Source organism: Fibrobacter sp. UBA3718 (assembly GCF_002371935.1).
Classification (GTDB): domain Bacteria; phylum Fibrobacterota; class Fibrobacteria; order Fibrobacterales; family Fibrobacteraceae; genus Fibrobacter.
Map to the genome: position 1 here is coordinate 42,687 of NZ_DFHR01000027.1, position 16,375 is coordinate 59,061.

Below are 16,375 nucleotides of genomic sequence, written 5' to 3' on the forward strand. Positions count from 1 at the left end.
CTAACGGCGCTTGACGCCGAACACCCGCGAGAGGTTTTCCGGTTGCAGGTCGCTTCGGTAAATCACCTTGCCCCCGTATTCAACGGCAGCAAAGATATTCGCGATATATGCGCCCGTCGATACGCGGCGATGGTGCATGTCCATCAGGTTCCACCGCAGCGAGAGGAACGTAGGCTTGTGTTCGAACCTCGAGTCGCTCCCCTTTATTTCGTAGGATGTCCCCACAACATACGCTCCGAGATTCGTATAGATCCGGACACTGTAGGTAATCTTCAGTTTCGAAAGATCAAGGGGGGCATTTGTCTCCATCTTTTCTGCATTACGGATGGCATCTTCAAAACTCTGCCCGAGAACTTCCATTGTCATCCGCCACCTGTGGTAGCCATCATTCTGCTCTTCCTCTTCCGACAAGAAGTCCAGTTCGAAAATCGGCTGGTCATCTGCAACCGAGGTTTCCTCGTCCTCGACAAGTTCCGTCACATTCAGCAGGAACGGATAGAAACCATCCACCTCCACGAACCTGCCATTCTTCAACACGGTATTCGACGAGGTATCCTTGATGCAACCGCTGGTTAGGCGAAGGGAGTCTCCGGGAGAAAGCCTCACATTGAGCGAAAGGTCCTTGTCAAATATGAACAGCGCCTTAGTGGCCAGCTGGCTCCACTCTACCGAAGATGCAGGCAGGTAGCGCACCGTCGAATCGCCAGTCTTCTTGAATTCCAGCATTGCGTCGCAACCGTCGACAGCCTCGGCCCACTCGGTAAAATTCACCTGAAGCGTATCAGCCCTGTTTCCGCGGTAGCTCTTCAAATGCGCCTCCCGAATCGCAGGCGACATACCATCCCGCATTACCACATGAAATACCGAACTGTCCGCAAGATACAGATCAACCCTGCCATATGGTCTCACCGACATAAACGCCGAAGAGATTGTCGTAATGCGCTCAAAATTTTTCTGATTCACGCCGACCAACATCTGCCGTACGTTCGTCGTATCAAGCCGCATATCCGCAGGGAACGCAACAAAGTGGGAAATCAAGCCCGTCGTGTCAACCCAGGTATAAGTGAGGCTGTCGATTTTTTCGTCAATATAGTCCTGGCTTATTGCCCCCAGGAACCTTACGACAATCCGGTCCATGCGACCGTCACCGTCGGTATCGCGGAAAAAGTTCTGCTTGGAGCTCGGCGGAATCGGATTCTGGATAAACGCCGCAAACGCCCCACTGCACAGCAGGGCAACCGCAAGACATATTTCCAGAACCTTACGCATCACTCCTTAATATACCATAATCTCGGCCTTCAACGGGAATCACCAGCTGCATCTTGGCCAAAGTTTTGATGTATTTCTGGAAAACGGCCTTGAAATCCTCGCCCAGCACCTCCTCGTCGTCGTTATCGAGGTTGTAGGCGACGTAACTTCCGTCCGCAAAAATGGAAATACAGCAGTCCCAGGTGATGTCGCCTTCCAGTTCTTCCTGGTCGTCGTCTCGGTCCTGGCTTTCGAGCATGAGCATCGGGCGCGGAGCCGGGATAGCCTCCGCATGGCCGTTCTCGTAGACAAAGTAATTGCGGCTGATGAGTTCGTGTTCGAGCGCCATCGTGGAGGGCTCGCGTTCAAACTCGCCACGCAAGCGGCGGATGTTTCCGAGGTCATCCTCGTAGGGGTCCTCGAAATCCTTCGGGAGCACAATCTGGTAGTAGTCGAACTGCTTGCCGCTCGCCGCATAGTTGTCGAGCCAGGCCTGCGGCGGTTCGGGGCGCAACGTCAAGAAGTCCTCGAAAGAATCGAGAATGTCGTGAAGGCGGGATTCCCAACCCTCGCCCCTCTGGGCTTCAATCAACTGCATCAGGTTACCCAGGCGCTCTTCGCCCGGGATGGAAGTGAGTTCCTCTCCCGGCACGCCACTCATGTCAAATTCAGCCATATTACCATTCCTCCACGCTCTTTACGGTCAGGCTCATCGCAATGTCCTTCTCGTAGTACGCGGGCTCGTTGATGAAGATGGGCCACACGCTCTCGCGCCCGTCGGCCTCGCCTTCGTACAGAATGTCCTTGCCTTCGAAGGTGCGGAACAGTTTGTCGCCCTTCTTAAGTTCGCGATAATCCGCCCCAAGCAAATCGGGGTGGATCATCGCCTCGATGGGGGCGCCCGCCCATGCCTTCGGGTAACCGAGGTCGCGCAACTGCGTGTAGACTTCCACCTGGATTGGCGCACGCTTCTGCAGTTCCCCGCGGTTCCATTCGTCCGCAAGTTCCAGGTAACGCTTCACCAGTTTTTCCGCCTGTTCAAAGAGGCGGGCATCCAGCGTGCCGTGCTGCTGCGGGCCAATTTCAATGCACACGTCCGCCTTCGCGACCGTGCCAAAGTAGGGCGACGCACTGCGCTCCTCCGGCTGGTAGTAAATCCAGGCGTCATCGAATTCCTGTGTCAAGACGGCGGAGGCCTTCATCGTGAACGGGTCACGCGCCGAAAGAATCAGGCACAGCCCCATGTTCGAGCCCGTGTTGTGCACGTCGAGCAACAGGTCGGTCTTCGTGTTTGCACCCTTCGGGCCGTAAATGCGGTTCAGTTCGCGCGCACGCCTAAACTCGTACTGTTGCGGTTCAAGAGAAGCGTCGAGACAGACCTGCGAAAAGGAACGGTTCAAATCAAAATCGCGATAACGCCGGTTAAGCCGCATGGCCTCCGGGTTCGCAAGCACCAGCGAAACATCTGCGCTGGGGCAGCACGCGCCGTAGCATTCGGGGCACGCCATCCACTTTTCGACCAAGCGAACACCCGTCCGCTCGTTCCCGTGCGTCCCGCCAGCAACGACAATTTTGCGAATTAAGCTCATATAATATATTATAGTAATTTCTACATTTGCGCGCATGGACCTGGACTTCAACCGCAAGCTTTCCATCGCGCCGATGCTCGACTGCACCGACCGTCACGAGCGCTACTTTCTGCGCCTGATTTCAAAGCATATCTTGCTCTACAGCGAGATGGTTGTCGCAAACGCGGTGCTCCACGCAAAGCCGGAACAGTTCCTCGGGCACGAAGCCTTCGAGCACCCCGCAGTTCTGCAGCTCGGGGGCAGCAACCCGGCCGACCTCGCGCAGGCAAGCAAGCTCGTGGAAACCGCGGGTTTCCAGGAAGTGAACCTGAACTGCGGATGCCCTTCCGACCGCGTGCAGAACGGGAACTTCGGGGCTTGCCTCATGAAGGATAAGAACCTCGTGGCCGACTGCTTCAAGGCCATGCGGGACGCAGTTTCCATTCCCGTCTCCATCAAGTGCCGCATCGGGGTCGACGAGTTCGACAGCTGGGAATTCTTCACTGATTTTGTACAAACTATCAGCAATGCAGGTTGCAGGGTTTTCATCGTACATGCGCGCAAGGCCTGGCTCCAGGGACTCAGCCCCAAGGAGAACCGCGAGGTCCCGCCGCTGCACTACGACTTCGTGCACCGCCTCAAGGCCGAGATGCCAGGCCTGAACATCAGCATCAACGGCGGCATCAAGACGCTCGACCAGGTGGAAGAACAACTGCAGGACCTGGACGGAGTGATGGTCGGACGCGAAGCGTACGAGAACCCGTGGTTCCTGCACGACGCCGACGAACGGATTTTTAACGACCTGCGACCGGCGAGCGACAACCCCGCAGACATTATCGCCGGCAAGGCACGCCCCGCCACCCGCAAGGCGCTGCTCGAGGCCTACCTCCCCTACGTGGAGAAGCAGACCGCCGAAGGCTGCCCCGCGACCATCCTCGTGCGCCACCTGTACGGGCTATTCACCGGACTCCCCGGCGCCCGCAAGTTCCGCCAGATGCTGAGCAACAACGCCCCGCGCGCCGCACAGTTCGGCGGGGCCGCGGCACTTATCCGCCAGGCGATGGACCAGGTGACCGAAGCCTAGCCCAAAACCGTCCCCGACCACCATCGCCCGTCCGGCCATAAAAACCCAGCCCTTTTGCAATTCCCCTTGACAAAAGGCCAAAAATTTTCTCTATTTGGGGGCACATTTTTAAGTTTAACCTTTAACGGAGATACAACCATGCCTTGCGGAAAGAAAAGAAAGCGCAGGAAGATTGCGACCCACAAGCGTAAAAAGCGCCGTCGTCGTGACCGTCACAAAAAGAAACTTCGCTAATATCCGTTAGCATCTTCTTGTGATTTCCAAAAGACGGAGTGAAGAACTCCGTTTTTTAGTTTTTTTATTTTTAGGGCTTGCCCAAAGGAATCAAAATGATTGATCGCAACAAGCACTTCCTTCGCCTGATGGACTGGAGTGAAGAAAAAATCCTCGAAACCGTCGAAATCGCCTCCCGCCTGAAGGCCGAGGTTCACGCCGGCAAGGTGTCCGACCGTCTGCACGGCCAGAACATCGCCATGTTCTTCGAGAAACCCTCGCTGCGCACCATCACCACGTTCCAGGTGGGCATGAACCAGCTCGGCGGCCACGCAGTGCTCCTCGCACCGGATTCCATCGGGCTCGGCAAGCGCGAAAGCGTCAAGGACGTGGCCCGCTGCCTCAGCCGCTGGGTGAATGCCATCGTAGTCCGTTGCTTCAAGCAGCAGCTCGTGGAAGAACTCGCCGAATTCGGTAGCGTCCCTGTGGTGAACGCTTTGACCGACGACTGCCACCCCTGCCAGGCAATCGCGTTTGCGCAGATGATTTGCGAGAACCTCGGCGGTTTCAAGAACGCCGACGGCAAGCCGAAGACTGTCGCCTTCATCGGTGACGGCAACAACGTGGCAAACTCCTTCCTCGCGCTCGCCTCCAAGGTGGGCATGAACTTCACGCTCGCCTGCCCCAAGGGTTTCGAGCAGCCGAAGAACGTGGTGGAAGAAGCCGCCGCCGGCCTCAAGAAGCACGGCTGCCAGTACCGCGTGTTCAACGACCCGAAGGAAGCCGTCAAGGATGCCGACATCCTCTATAGCGACGTCTGGGTGAGCATGGGCCAGGAAGGCGAAAAGGCCGAAAAGCAGAGCCACTTCCTCCCGTTCCAGATCAACGACGAACTCTTGAAGCTCGCTCCGGCCCATTGCAAGGTGAGCCACTGCCTGCCCGCACACCGCGGCGAAGAAATCACGGACTCCGTGATGGACAACCTCGACGTGAACATGAGCTTCGAAGAGGCTGAGAATCGCCTCCATGCACATAAAGCCGTATTGTGGCAAGTGATGCAACCGTTTAACGCTTAATAGCGGGAAAAAGTTAAAATTGTCATGCCCGCCTTGTGCGGGCATCTCCTTTTTTAAGGAATCGAAAAATGTCCTTCATTCAAGATCTAAAGAACAAGATTATTAACGACGGTTACGAAATCAACCGCGAGGAAGCCATTAAACTGCTCGACGCCGACCTCGGCGAACTCACGCAGTCCGCAAACGAAATTCGCGAGAAATTCCACGGAAACGATTTCGACTTCTGCTCCATCGTGAACGCCCGTAGCGGACGCTGCTCCGAAAACTGCAAGTATTGCGCACAAAGTAGTTACTACCACACGGGCGCCCCTGAATACAAACTGCTCAGCGCCGACGAAATCGTGAAAGACGCCAAGAAGAAAGAGGCCGCCGGCATCCCCCGCTATTCCATCGTCACCTCGGGCCGAACCCTTTCGAATCGGGACGTGGAGCAGATTTCCGAAGCCATCCGCAGGCTCAAAAAGGAGACGAAACTTTCCGTCTGCCTTTCGGCAGGGCTCTTGAATAGGGAACAGTTCGACAAGCTGAAAGAGGCCGGCCTTACCCGATTCCACAACAACCTGGAAACTTACCGCAGGCACTTCCCCGACGTTTGCACCACGCACACCTACGACGACAAGATTGGCGCACTCCAGAACGCCCTTGCCGCAGGTCTTGAAATCTGCAGCGGCGGCATCATGGGCCTCGGCGAAACCATGGAAGACCGTATCGACATGTGCCTCGATCTCCGCAAGCTTGGCGTCAAGTCCACCCCGGTAAACGTGCTGAACGCTATCCCGGGCACGCCTTACGAAAACTTGCCCAAACTCACGAACGACGAGTTCTGCCGCATCGTGGCGATTTACAGATTCATCAACCCGAAGGCTTTCATCCGCCTCGCGGGCGGGCGCGGCGTCCTGGGCGACGACGGCAAGCGGGCATTCAAGAGCGGCGCGAACGCGGCCATCACCGACGACATGCTCACTACCGCCGGCGTCAACAGCTGCAAGGATTTCGAACTCGTGAAGGGCCTCGGATTCAAACCGCACGGATTCATCGGATAGGAAAGCACAGCCCCCTAAAGGGAGCGCATTTTAATTACATTTCGTAGCGATGGTTTCGCTTTCGAAAATCGCAAGTTTGGCGTTAGTCCCGATATGTGCGGGCCTGATTGGCTGCACTTTCCCGACGCGCACGGGCTACGACAGGAACATCGGCGACTACAAGCCCATTGCGCAAGCATCGGCAGAACAGGAGAACTCTTCAAAAAAAACGCCCGCCCAAACCGGCAACCACAAGACTTCCGCAGGAGACATCAAGCAGGCCGCCGCAAAGAAGTCTATCCCGGAACCGCCCGCCCCGAAAACAACCTTCGAAGAATACGCCAGCAAGTGGCTCGGCACGCCCTATGTCTACGGTGCAAATTCCACCAAAGGGACCGACTGCTCCGGCTATGTCATGCAAGTCTATAAGGGCTTTTTCAACATCGCCCTCCCCCACAACGCCCACATGATGTACAAGGACGAACGCGGAAAATCCGTCAGCCGAGGGAGCCTGCGCGAAGCCGACCTCATCTTTTTCGGAAGTTTCTGGAAAATCAGCCACGTGGGAATCTACCTCGGCGGCGACAGGTTCATCCACGCCAGTTCCAGCCGCGGAGTCATCATCTCGAACCTGAACGAGAAATACTACAAGAACAAGTACCAAGGCGCACGAAGGTTCAAGTAGCTTTCTATCTTTCGCACTATGAAAAAAATCGCATTTCAGGGCCGTCGCGGGGCCTACAGCGAAAGCGCCGCATATCACTTGTTCGGAAACGATATCGAAGTTGTCCCGATGGACACGTTCGAGCAGATTTTCCAGGGCATCGAGACCGGCGCCGTGGATGGTGGGGCAATCCCCATCGAGAACTCCACCGCGGGCTCCATCTACGACAACTACGACCTGCTATACAAGTGGCGCCACCCCATCGTGGGCGAAGTCAAGCTCCAGATTTCGCACAGCCTGTGCGCGCTCCCCGGGGCAAAGCTTGCAGACCTGAAGGAGGTGCTGAGCCACCCGCAGGGGCTTGCGCAGTGCAGCCGTTTCTTCGGGCGCAACCCGAAAATCAAGAGCACCGCGTTCTACGATACCGCAGGCAGCGCCGAAGAGGTTGCGAAGCGCGGCGATAAAACCGTAGGCGCCATTGCGAGCGCCTACGCCGGCAAGTTCTACGGCCTGGATATCTTGGCCGAAGGTATAGAGAACTTGCCGGGGGTGAACTTCACCCGGTTTTACGCCATCCAGAAGACGGCAAACCCGCTCCCGGAAACAGGAACGATAAAGACAACGTTGTTGTTCATGCTGAGCGATTCCGGCAAGTCCGGCGCATTGCATGCCGCACTCGGGTGTTTCGCGAAACGCGACCTGAACCTCACCCGCATCGAGAGCCGCCCGCATCCTGATCGCCCGTGGGAATACATATTCCACCTCTCCTTCGAAGGGAGCCCGAAGGACCCTGCCGTCATCGAGGCACTCAAGGAACTGCAAAGCTACTGCGACTTCGTGTACCGCCTCGGGAGTTTCCGCGAAGGCACGACGGAGAAGTTGTCGTATTAGACGAAAGAACGGCTCTGCGAGCCTATAGACGAAAGACGAAAGGAAGATGAAGCCGCCAAACTTTAACCACAAAGTGGATAACGCCGTAACTGAGCCCATAGTTCGACAGGTTCACCAACCACTAGCCACCGTTTACTAACCACTATTTTATCACTATGACTTACACACGTACAGACAGAAAACCTGAAGAATACCGCAATCTCAAGATGACCACCGGCTTCATTTCGAGCGCCGACGGTTCTGTGCTCATCGAGATGGGGCGCACCCGCGTCATCTGCAACGCAACCCTCCTGCCGAAAGTTCCCGACTGGCTCGCCGGCCGCGGTACCGGATGGATTACCGCCGAATACAGCCTGCTCCCGCAGAGCACGGGCAAGCGCGTAGAACGCGAACGCAAGGGCGCGAGCGGCCGTACGCAAGAAATCCAACGCCTGGTGGGCCGCTCGCTTCGCGGCGCAGCCGACCTGGCAGCACTCGGCGAGAACGCAATCGTGGTCGACTGCGACGTGATCGAAGCCGACGGTGGCACGCGTACCGCGAGCATCATCGGCGGCTTCGTGGCCCTTGCCATTGCCCTCAAGAAAATCAAGGAACGCCTCGGCATCACGCAGCAGATTCTGAAGCACGGCATCACCGCAATCTCCGTGGGCGTCGTCTCGGGCAAGCCGCTCTGCGACCTGTGCTACGTGGAAGATTCCGCCGCCGACGTCGACATGAACGTCGTGATGCAGGATGCGAAGAATTTCATCGAGGTTCAGGGTACGGGCGAACACGCGAGTTTCGACCGCAATATGCTCAACACGCTCCTCGACCTCGGCGAAAACGCCTGCAAGGATATTTTCAAAAAACAGATGGAACTTATTGGCGGAGAACTTCCCTAGTTCCGTCGTCAACCGATATATTCACTCCGTCAATATCCGTACTGACGTTTGACCCACCGGGACGGATTTGATATATCTCGAACGCGCCCTCGTAGACGCCACTATCCAGCTGGACCTCAAACCTGAGTTCCGTCATGTAATCGAAGAACGCCTCTTCAATCGTAATCGAAGGTCCGAATCCCTGCTGTTCGAATTCGGTCCAGCTCAGGCAGCGGAGAACCATATTGCCAACATCCTCCGGCTTGATGAGGGTCGCCTGCGGCAAGTCATACTCCAATTCTCTTTCTTTCACGGGCGACATGCCCATCTTCAGGACAATCGGCGCATCGGAGGTCAGCATATAGCAGGCGCCACCGGTCCAGGTCTTCATCTCGGAGAACACATCCGGGCCTTCCCCGGCAACACGGATTGCCACACCGAACTCAGCGCTGCGTCCCGCATCCGGCGCTCCCAGCATCGACAATCTCCTGTACGAGATTTTCATATTATCATCTTCGCCCCTTTCTATCTGCACATCCAGCTGGCGCTCGTCGACACTATCGCCCCAATACGGCAACCAGTAAGGCAAGTCCATAATGCTGTTCTCTGGCGGTACCTCCGAGCCACTCGAAGCAGGCATTCCCGGACCGGACGAACTCGACGTTCCGGAGGAAGAGGACACGCTGGACGAAGAATCGTTTTCCGCAAGAGCGTTATTTTCATCCGTAGTTCCGGCGACATGCGTCGAGCATGCGACAAGGAGAAGCAGCAGCAAGCCGGGCAGGCACTTCAAACGCTCAAGCATCGTTTTCCTCCGGCACGGGCCAAGAAAGGGGAAACAGTTGCAAATTTAGCCTATAAACCTGCTTCACGTTTTTCGAGGAATTCGCTATCGTCACGATACGGCGGCGAAACGCATCCATCTCGCGTATAATTTGTTCGTAAGTTTCCCGATCGACACCCATGGTAACACCCTGGAAGTTGCGATCCGATATCGCAAAGTCGTCTACGGCCGCCACGGCGAATTTCGCCATATCGCGGTGCATGGAACGGATCGCCACGGGCATGACCTCGGAATCTCCCCTCAGCGCCTTGTCTGTCTGGGTGTAGCAGCCGTTCCTGTCCTTCTTCAGGAGGCTCACCTTGGTCATGAAGTCCAGGGACTCGCGAACTTCACCCGCCGAGATTTCCTGGCAGCAGCGTTTCGCGATGTCCCCGGGCTTCGCCCCCGGCATCACCGGGGCCAATTCGCGGACTACGGGATTCTTCCATGACTCAAAATAAGCGAAAGCGTCGCCATCGACTACTTTCACCTTGTTCTCCTTTGCTATGCCCAGCATCTCGTCGTACGCCTTTTTGCGGTCGTAGTCCGTCTTTGCATGCGCATACCTAACCATCGCACGGAAGTAATCTACTTCGTATCCGATCAGCCCCATGGCCCGGGCGGTCCGATCCACGCCATCGTTCTTGAGCCTTGTCTTGCCTTCGCAGACAAGCTTCAGATACGTCGGCGATACGAAACCGGATAACCGAGCGAATTCCCGCCACGTGAATGCGGAATTCCTTTTCTCCTCCTCATAGAATTCCTGCATGTAACGACGGTAATCCTGATACTCGGTTATCGGTTTCATACGTGCATTAATATAGCTCTTTTTTATTCGTTTGTCAATAGTCTACGATACAAAATTAACGATTTTACAAAGATTTAAGCACTTTTTTAGTTGTTTATAAAAAAACAAAATCCATGATACAAAAAGCGCGAAAACCAGATAAATTAGGGGAACCCCCTCAAAAAGCCTTAACATGAAAAAACCGGGCTACAGCCCGGAATTGTAAAAAAATCTTTCAATGGACGTCTAAACGTTCCAGTCGCAGAAATTTTTCAGCATGGCAAGGCCCACGTCGCCGCTCTTTTCCTGGTGGAACTGGCTTGCAATCAGGTTGTCCTTGCCGATAAGCCCCTGGAAAGTCTGCGTGCCGTAGGTCGTCTCGGCGAACGCATATTCCGCAGGCACCACCGGATGGTAGGAATGCACGTAATAGAAGTCAGAGCCGCTGCGGATTCCCTTCATGATCGGGTGTTCGCGGGTGAAGTTCACCTGATTCCAACCCATGTGCGGAATCTTGAGACCAGGTTCGTCCTTGAAGCGCACCGCACGCCCGGGAATAAGGCCGAGAGTCTTCACGCCGCCGTCTTCCTCGCTCTCTTCGAGGATAATCTGGCAGCCGATGCAGATGCCGAGAACCGGATTTCCCGCCTTCACAACAGCCTTGATGGCGTCTCCGATGCCCGTGCGCGTAAGCGTCTCCATCGCAGATGCCGCAGCGCCCACGCCCGGAAAAATCAGGCGGGTCGCCTTCGCGATTTCATCCGCATCGCGGCTCGACTTCGCATCCGCACCGATATGTGCAAGCGCGTTCATCACGGATGTCAAGTTACCGGCGTTGTAGTCGACCACGATAATAGGATTTGCAGACATAGAGACCTCTCTTTGCATGCGCAAAGATAAAAAATTTAGGGAGCAGGGAAAGCGCTACGCATTCAAAAAGTCGAGCGCCTCGCCCGCAAGCTCCACGCAGCGGTTGCATGGGATGACCTTGTTCGGGCGGATTTCACCGCACTTGGTAAAACCCTGGGCGCCTCGCTTGAAAAAATCCTCGATGGCATCGGCATGGTCGGGCTGCATCATCTTTGCCGCATAGAGCGCCCCGCAGGCGCCGTTCGGGGCCTTCCCGCCACCGAACGCACGGAACATCTCTGCCGCCTCAACAGCTTCTGCTTCAGACTTGCCTGTCGCACGCGCATAGCCGTAGGCCACCGACATTGCGCAGTTGCCGCGGTGTTCCGCATGGAAGTTTTTCGAGATTGCCGCAACTGTATTCATCTTTTCTGCCATATTCGCTCCTTTAGGAGAAATATACAAATTTTGATATTGCGCACACCCTATCCGCACTTTCCTTGAAATATTTCACTTTATTGTTATTATTTGCCGCAAAAGAGGTGTATAATGAATGGTTTTAAATTCTTTGGCAGTTCGGCTGTTGTGGCAACGTTTTTCAGCCTGACCCTTATCGCATGTTCCAACGACTCGTCGTCCGAGGCTTCGATTCCCGAACCTTCGCAGATCGAGGAATGCGTAGCACCCGCCTTCCTCAAGAAAGGCGACAAGATAGCCCTGCTCTCCCCCTCCTACCACACGCCCGATTCTAACGTCGAGAACACGGCGAAAGTCCTGGAAGACTGGGGATTCAAGCCCGTCATCGGCAAGCACGTGGGTGCCATCTACGCAGGCAAGTACGCAGGGAACGCCGACGAACGCGCCGAAGACTTTATCGACGCGCTCAAGGATACAAGCATCAAGGCCATCCTCACCAACCGCGGCGGCTACGGCGCCATCCACCTCATCGACCGCGTCGACCTGAAAACCGTCAGGGACAACCCCAAGTGGCTCATCGGCTTTAGCGACATTTCCACGCTCCACGCCATGGAAACCAAGGCGGGCGTCATGAGCATCCATGGCACCATGAGTTCCTTCATCGGCAAGACCGGCGGCGAAGACGACAACAGCATCTACATGCGCGACCTGCTCCTGGGCAAGGTCCCCAAATACAAGGTCCCCGCCAACAAGCTAAACATCAATGGTAAGGCGAAGGGCGTCCTCGTCGGCGGCAACATGGCGACTTTCGTCCCTCTCGCAGGAAGCCCCGTCGACGTCTACTCCGAAGACGGAATCATCCTGTTCCTCGAAGAACTGGAAGAAACCATGCGCAATCTTGACCGCATGTTCAGTTCGCTCGAGCTCCGCGGAGTCATGGAAAATGTCAAGGGCGTCGTCCTGGGCGAATTCGAGGAATGCGGAACCGACCTTGATTTCGACAGTCCCGAAGCTATGCTCATCGAGCGCCTGAAAAAATACAACATTCCCGTCATGGCCGGATTCCCCGCAGGCCACGGCGACATCAACCTTCCGATAGTCATGGGAGCAACCGTCACGCTCGATGTCAAGGACAAGGAAGCTACGCTCGCATTCAACATCAACGGCGGCGACGAAGTGGATGTCGACACGGACAAGCTGACAACGGAAAAGCCCATGCCCAAGGCTCTCCGCAAGATGCTCTCCGGAAAATCGTTTGACCTAGAATAAATTAAATCGAAATGGCTTAGGCGAAGGCATTATTTCTTCTTGTTCTTTTGAGAAATAATTTCCATCGCCTCGTCATAGAACGGAATATAGTACGGGAGTTCATCGACCAGTTCGAGTTCTCCCTTTTTGTTATAGCCCAAAAGGTAGCGGTCGTTCACGACGAACAGCGGTTCCACCATCTTGAACGGCGAGAATTTCGACAGGTACACCATTTCCTCCGTACTGATAGAACGGATTTTCGGCGTTTCTGACGGCGTTTCCGGAGTTTGTTCGGAATTGAGAATTCTCTGCTTCACGACATTCCACGCCTTCTCCGCAGACTGCTCGTTCTGGGGAATGGCATAGTGGAACTTGAATTTCTTTTTCTTGGTCACCTGGACCTCGAACTTTCCCTTCTGCCTCTTGAACTTGCTCTTGAACGCTTCGTCGTCCTTGATGCTTTCCCAGGATCCCGGCATCAGGAACAGGTACTTTGCCAGCACGACACCTTCGTCGGATTCGAGAGCCTTCTTGAGATCGCCATGGACGGCGACGACAAGCGAATCGCTAGCGACGACATATTCGACATCGTCCGGAAGTTTCTGGTACTTGAGATTTTCAGGCCTGTTGTTATCGGCCTTTCCCGTGTATGCACCACCGGGAATGGCCTTATGGGAAGCCAAGGCTCTCGGACTCGAGGCACAGCCGAAAAGCAAGCTTACGGCCAGCAAGGATATAGCGATTCGAGCAATTTTCATAGCAGACTCCTTTTATGGGACCTGCTCTAGATATAGAAATATCGAAACGGGCGTCAACCGCTAGATTTCTAAAAAAGCCTTCAAGTCGTCCATGCGGCGCTTGGCCATCTCGATTCCATGCTCGTAGGACTCGTTCATCTTGTCCATGTCGGTATCGAACTGGTCGCACAGCTCGATAAGGGGGCGGACCAGGAACAGCCTCCCCTCCTTCTCGAGCTTTTCCATCTGCACGAACATCTTCTCGTAGCGTTTGAGGCGTACCATCAGTGCACGGAAAAGTTCGGGGTACTTGCGCTTGTACATCGGGTTGAGGATGGCGCGGTACTTGCGGAAATCCGTCACGTCCTCGCCCGGGTAATGCGTCGAAACAGCCACCACCTTGTCGCAGCCCTTTTCAAAAGCGCGTTCAAACGGGATGGGAACCGTAATGCAGCCATCGGCATAATGCTTGCCGTCAATTTCGGCCATCGGGAAAATCATCGGGAGGGCGCAACTCGCGCTAATCAGGTCCAGCAGGCGCTTCTTGTCATGCTTTTCGGACTTGAATTCGGCGCGGCCGGTTTCACAGCAAGTGAGACCAATTTCAAATTCAGTCTTGGAATTCCGGTATGCCTCAAAATCGAGAGGCATCTTGCCGTCAGCCGAGAGGTAGTTGAGCGCATGGAATTCCTTCTGGATTCCGATAAACTTGCTTGCCCACTTCTTGCCCTCTTGCAAGCGGGTCGGGAGCACGATAAACTTTAGCCTCCCCTGCTGCTTCGTAATGAAGTTGACCGCCGCGTGTGCCCCGGCCGACACACCGGACACGTAATTGAAATCAATACCCTCGTCGAACCACGTATCCAGCACTCCTGCGCTGAACATCGTCTGGCGCGAGCCTCCTTCCAGCACCAAACCCGCCTTCACGCATTCCCCCTATTGTCATCCCCGGCCTGACCGGGCGGACAGCACTTAGAGCTTTGCTCTTTAGTGCGCATGGCCACCAAGGTGGGGATCTGTTCGGGCGGTGTTTCTGCCGCAATGGGCAAAACCGGAGGTTCTGCAACGCCGAGCGCACGCTGCTTGAGCGTCCAAACCTTCTGGCGGAAATACTCACTGCGTTCGGCCAGATGCTTCGAAGAAGGTATGCCCTTCACGCGCTCGATTTTCTCGGGTTCACCCACGACTATGCGGGTGCGGCGCCCAATCTTGTAGACACCTTCAAGGCCCACAGAAAGCACGGGAGCGCCCGTACTACGCGCAAGGAAAGCGAACCCCGTCTTGAACTCATTCAAGAGTCCATCATAGCGGCACTTGCCTTCGGGGAAAATAATGACGTTGTTCCCCTTTTCAAGTTCGCGCTTCGCTAGCAAGGCCCATTCGGTATCCAGGTTAAAACGGTCGCAGGGAATCACGCACTTCACGCGCGTCAAAGCCCAGCTGAAATGTGGATCTTCCACCTGGTCTTTCGCCACAACAATGCTCTTCTTGTGGAAAAAGATGGCCAGCATCATGAGGGGGTCAATCATGCTGGTATGGTTCGCAATAATAACCGAAGGGGTCTTGAGCCGCGGAGACTTCACCGTCTCCCCCACGTACTCGATTTTCGGGCGATACGCCACAAGCAGGTAAACGCGCACGGTGTATATCACGACCACCATGACAAACTTCATGAAAAGTTCGAACAAAGGATTCTTCTTTTTCATTACTTTCCGAGGCTTTCTTTCGGAATGCTCGTGAACGTCAGCGCACCCTTCGCGTGCACGTTGCCGTTCACCTTCACGATACAGTCAAAGCCAACGATGACTCCACCACCCTTCGTCTTGTTCACGGTAATTTCGAGCTGGTCGCCCGGAATCACGGGCTTCACGAACTTGAACCCGTCAATCTTCAAAAGCACGTAGAGGTTCTTTTCCAAATCCTCGGCGGGCTTCTCGATAACGAGGGAGCAGAGCTGTGCGCAGGCTTCGCAAATGAGGACGCCCGGCATAATCGGGGTGCCCGGGAAATGCCCCATGAAATACGGTTCGTTCACGCTCACGTTCTTGATGCCGGTAGCGGATTCGTTTGGCACGAGTTCCGTGACCTTTTCGATCATCTGGAACGGCGGACGCTGTGCAATCTTTTCGCTGATTTCGAAAATGTTCATCATAGCGAAAGGCCTCCATCGAGCACGAACACCTGGCCCGTCACGTAGGCGAACTGGTCAGACGCGAGCGCAGACACGATGTTCGCGACCTCGTCCGCGGTACCGAAGCGCTTGAGAGGAATCTTTTCCACATAGCCCTTGCGGGTCTCTTCGGGAATGGCCTCAATCATCTCGGTCGCGATAAAGCCCGGAGCAACGGCGTTCACGCGGATGCCAAAGCCGCCGAGTTCCTTCGCGAGCGTCTGGGTGAGCGAGTTCACGGCTCCCTTCGTGGCGCTATAGACGGCCTGGCCGGCAAGCGCAAACTTGGAGGATACGGAACTCATGTTGATAATCACGCCGGACTTTTGCTTGTACATCTTGACGGCGACCTGCTGGGCGCAGTAGAAGTAGCCCTTCACGTTCAGGTCGAAGCACTTGTCGAGCGTTTCGGGGTTCATCATCAGGAGGTACTCGTCGCGCACGATGCCCGCATTGTTCACGAGCACGTCGATGCGGCCATAGGCCTTGAACACCTCGCGGACCATGACCTTCACCTGGGAGAGGTCGGCCACGTTCGCCTTGTAAATCATGCCGTCACCGCCCTCGGCCTTGATCTGGTCGAGCGTCTGCTGCGCGGCCTCGTCGGAACTGGAGTAGTTCACCACGACCGTGTAGCCGTCGCGGGCAAGACGCAAGGCACAAGCCTTGCCGATTCCCTTCGATGCACCTGTAACGAGAGCAACTTTCATTTTTGAGC

The 16,375-nt window shown here is 55.4% G+C and carries 19 protein-coding genes; 7 read left to right on the forward strand and 12 right to left on the reverse strand.

What is annotated here, in order from left to right:
* From B4A77_RS12530 to B4A77_RS12540, 3 genes are read right to left on the reverse strand one after another with little or no spacing between them, the layout of a single operon-like run.
* A complete protein-coding gene (locus tag B4A77_RS12530) occupies positions 1-1,269 on the reverse strand; it encodes a hypothetical protein (RefSeq protein WP_290731028.1) in 1,269 nt (422 codons plus the stop codon).
* The gene (locus B4A77_RS12535) at positions 1,262-1,924 is read right to left on the reverse strand and encodes a hypothetical protein (RefSeq protein ID WP_290722575.1); all 663 of its coding nucleotides are present in this window, start codon (positions 1,922-1,924) and stop codon (positions 1,262-1,264) included. The genes B4A77_RS12530 and B4A77_RS12535 overlap by 8 nt, the downstream gene beginning before the upstream one ends.
* A 1-nt stretch (position 1,925) precedes the next feature.
* Positions 1,926-2,837 (reverse strand): aspartoacylase, encoded by a 912-nt coding sequence (locus B4A77_RS12540; RefSeq protein WP_290741167.1) that lies wholly within the window; start codon positions 2,835-2,837, stop codon positions 1,926-1,928.
* 34 nt (positions 2,838-2,871) lie between these two features.
* Here B4A77_RS12540 and dusA point away from each other — a divergent pair, with 34 nt between their 5' ends.
* The 6 genes from dusA to rph all read left to right on the forward strand — a co-directional run bounded on the left by dusA (position 2,872) and on the right by rph (position 8,647).
* Positions 2,872-3,900, forward strand: coding sequence for a tRNA dihydrouridine(20/20a) synthase DusA (gene dusA, locus B4A77_RS12545; protein WP_290733427.1), 1,029 nt, complete (start codon positions 2,872-2,874; stop codon positions 3,898-3,900).
* A gap of 329 nt (positions 3,901-4,229) precedes the next feature.
* The gene (gene argF / locus B4A77_RS12550) at positions 4,230-5,189 is read left to right on the forward strand and encodes an ornithine carbamoyltransferase (protein WP_173365766.1); all 960 of its coding nucleotides are present in this window, start codon (positions 4,230-4,232) and stop codon (positions 5,187-5,189) included.
* A 68-nt stretch (positions 5,190-5,257) separates the two neighbouring features.
* Positions 5,258-6,232 (forward strand): biotin synthase BioB, encoded by a 975-nt coding sequence (gene bioB, locus B4A77_RS12555; protein WP_290741170.1) that lies wholly within the window; start codon positions 5,258-5,260, stop codon positions 6,230-6,232.
* Positions 6,233-6,281: 49 nt separating this feature from the next.
* Positions 6,282-6,896, forward strand: coding sequence for a C40 family peptidase (locus tag B4A77_RS12560; RefSeq protein WP_290731037.1), 615 nt, complete (start codon positions 6,282-6,284; stop codon positions 6,894-6,896).
* Between the two features lie 18 nt (positions 6,897-6,914).
* A complete protein-coding gene (locus B4A77_RS12565) occupies positions 6,915-7,766 on the forward strand; it encodes a prephenate dehydratase (protein ID WP_290741173.1) in 852 nt (283 codons plus the stop codon).
* A 155-nt stretch (positions 7,767-7,921) separates the two neighbouring features.
* Positions 7,922-8,647, forward strand: a complete 726-nt coding sequence (rph, locus tag B4A77_RS12570) for a ribonuclease PH (RefSeq protein WP_173380839.1) — start codon at positions 7,922-7,924, stop codon at positions 8,645-8,647.
* On the opposite strand, the gene B4A77_RS12575 is transcribed toward rph, so the two are convergent.
* The 4 genes from B4A77_RS12575 to B4A77_RS12590 all read right to left on the reverse strand — a co-directional run bounded on the left by B4A77_RS12575 (position 8,625) and on the right by B4A77_RS12590 (position 11,523).
* The gene (locus tag B4A77_RS12575; RefSeq protein WP_290741176.1) at positions 8,625-9,431 is read right to left on the reverse strand and encodes a hypothetical protein; all 807 of its coding nucleotides are present in this window, start codon (positions 9,429-9,431) and stop codon (positions 8,625-8,627) included. The genes rph and B4A77_RS12575 overlap by 23 nt on opposite strands.
* Positions 9,424-10,257, reverse strand: a complete 834-nt coding sequence (locus B4A77_RS12580; RefSeq protein ID WP_290722568.1) for a TIGR02147 family protein — start codon at positions 10,255-10,257, stop codon at positions 9,424-9,426. Before B4A77_RS12580 ends, B4A77_RS12575 begins: the two co-directional genes overlap by 8 nt.
* Positions 10,258-10,482: 225 nt before the next feature.
* Positions 10,483-11,106 carry an imidazole glycerol phosphate synthase subunit HisH gene (hisH, locus tag B4A77_RS12585; protein WP_290722567.1) on the reverse strand — a complete coding sequence of 208 codons (624 nt, stop codon included), beginning with the start codon at positions 11,104-11,106 and terminating at the stop codon, positions 10,483-10,485.
* Between the two features lie 54 nt (positions 11,107-11,160).
* Positions 11,161-11,523 (reverse strand): hypothetical protein, encoded by a 363-nt coding sequence (locus B4A77_RS12590; protein WP_290722566.1) that lies wholly within the window; start codon positions 11,521-11,523, stop codon positions 11,161-11,163.
* A gap of 111 nt (positions 11,524-11,634) precedes the next feature.
* On the opposite strand from B4A77_RS12590, the gene B4A77_RS12595 reads away from it, so the two are divergent.
* Entirely contained in the window at positions 11,635-12,771 is a 1,137-nt protein-coding gene (locus tag B4A77_RS12595) for an LD-carboxypeptidase (RefSeq protein WP_290741179.1), read from the forward strand.
* Between the two features lie 29 nt (positions 12,772-12,800).
* On the opposite strand, the gene B4A77_RS12600 is transcribed toward B4A77_RS12595, so the two are convergent.
* The 5 genes from B4A77_RS12600 to B4A77_RS12620 are packed head-to-tail and all read right to left on the reverse strand — an operon-like array spanning position 12,801 to position 16,367.
* Complete coding sequence (locus B4A77_RS12600) at positions 12,801-13,508, reverse strand: hypothetical protein (RefSeq protein WP_173380835.1); 708 nt, start codon at positions 13,506-13,508, stop codon at positions 12,801-12,803.
* Positions 13,509-13,568: 60 nt separating this feature from the next.
* Entirely contained in the window at positions 13,569-14,414 is an 846-nt protein-coding gene (locus B4A77_RS12605; RefSeq protein ID WP_290741182.1) for a patatin-like phospholipase family protein, read from the reverse strand.
* Positions 14,411-15,193: a lysophospholipid acyltransferase family protein gene (locus B4A77_RS12610; protein WP_290741186.1), complete on the reverse strand. Its 783-nt coding sequence runs from the start codon at positions 15,191-15,193 to the stop codon at positions 14,411-14,413. Before B4A77_RS12610 ends, B4A77_RS12605 begins: the two co-directional genes overlap by 4 nt.
* Entirely contained in the window at positions 15,193-15,639 is a 447-nt protein-coding gene (gene fabZ, locus B4A77_RS12615; protein ID WP_173365777.1) for a 3-hydroxyacyl-ACP dehydratase FabZ, read from the reverse strand. The genes B4A77_RS12610 and fabZ overlap by 1 nt, the downstream gene beginning before the upstream one ends.
* Positions 15,636-16,367, reverse strand: a complete 732-nt coding sequence (locus tag B4A77_RS12620) for an SDR family NAD(P)-dependent oxidoreductase (RefSeq protein ID WP_173365778.1) — start codon at positions 16,365-16,367, stop codon at positions 15,636-15,638. Before B4A77_RS12620 ends, fabZ begins: the two co-directional genes overlap by 4 nt.
* Positions 16,368-16,375: the final 8 nt, after the last annotated feature.

What these genes read in the sequence shown, in the direction of transcription:
- B4A77_RS12540 (WP_290741167.1), bottom strand. Translation starts at nt 2,837, where the DNA reads ATGAGCTTAATTCGCAAAATTGTCGTTGCTGGCGGGACGCACGGGAAC.
- B4A77_RS12565 (WP_290741173.1), top strand. Translation starts at nt 6,915, where the DNA reads ATGAAAAAAATCGCATTTCAGGGCCGTCGCGGGGCCTACAGCGAAAGC.
- hisH (WP_290722567.1), bottom strand. Translation starts at nt 11,106, where the DNA reads ATGTCTGCAAATCCTATTATCGTGGTCGACTACAACGCCGGTAACTTG.
- B4A77_RS12620 (WP_173365778.1), bottom strand. Translation starts at nt 16,367, where the DNA reads ATGAAAGTTGCTCTCGTTACAGGTGCATCGAAGGGAATCGGCAAGGCT.
- B4A77_RS12535 (WP_290722575.1), bottom strand. Translation starts at nt 1,924, where the DNA reads ATGGCTGAATTTGACATGAGTGGCGTGCCGGGAGAGGAACTCACTTCC.
- bioB (WP_290741170.1), top strand. Translation starts at nt 5,258, where the DNA reads ATGTCCTTCATTCAAGATCTAAAGAACAAGATTATTAACGACGGTTAC.
- B4A77_RS12595 (WP_290741179.1), top strand. Translation starts at nt 11,635, where the DNA reads ATGAATGGTTTTAAATTCTTTGGCAGTTCGGCTGTTGTGGCAACGTTT.
- B4A77_RS12560 (WP_290731037.1), top strand. Translation starts at nt 6,282, where the DNA reads ATGGTTTCGCTTTCGAAAATCGCAAGTTTGGCGTTAGTCCCGATATGT.
- B4A77_RS12530 (WP_290731028.1), bottom strand. Translation starts at nt 1,269, where the DNA reads ATGCGTAAGGTTCTGGAAATATGTCTTGCGGTTGCCCTGCTGTGCAGT.
- dusA (WP_290733427.1), top strand. Translation starts at nt 2,872, where the DNA reads ATGGACCTGGACTTCAACCGCAAGCTTTCCATCGCGCCGATGCTCGAC.
- B4A77_RS12575 (WP_290741176.1), bottom strand. Translation starts at nt 9,431, where the DNA reads ATGCTTGAGCGTTTGAAGTGCCTGCCCGGCTTGCTGCTGCTTCTCCTT.
- fabZ (WP_173365777.1), bottom strand. Translation starts at nt 15,639, where the DNA reads ATGATGAACATTTTCGAAATCAGCGAAAAGATTGCACAGCGTCCGCCG.
- B4A77_RS12600 (WP_173380835.1), bottom strand. Translation starts at nt 13,508, where the DNA reads ATGAAAATTGCTCGAATCGCTATATCCTTGCTGGCCGTAAGCTTGCTT.
- argF (WP_173365766.1), top strand. Translation starts at nt 4,230, where the DNA reads ATGATTGATCGCAACAAGCACTTCCTTCGCCTGATGGACTGGAGTGAA.
- B4A77_RS12610 (WP_290741186.1), bottom strand. Translation starts at nt 15,193, where the DNA reads ATGAAAAAGAAGAATCCTTTGTTCGAACTTTTCATGAAGTTTGTCATG.
- rph (WP_173380839.1), top strand. Translation starts at nt 7,922, where the DNA reads ATGACTTACACACGTACAGACAGAAAACCTGAAGAATACCGCAATCTC.
- B4A77_RS12590 (WP_290722566.1), bottom strand. Translation starts at nt 11,523, where the DNA reads ATGGCAGAAAAGATGAATACAGTTGCGGCAATCTCGAAAAACTTCCAT.
- B4A77_RS12580 (WP_290722568.1), bottom strand. Translation starts at nt 10,257, where the DNA reads ATGAAACCGATAACCGAGTATCAGGATTACCGTCGTTACATGCAGGAA.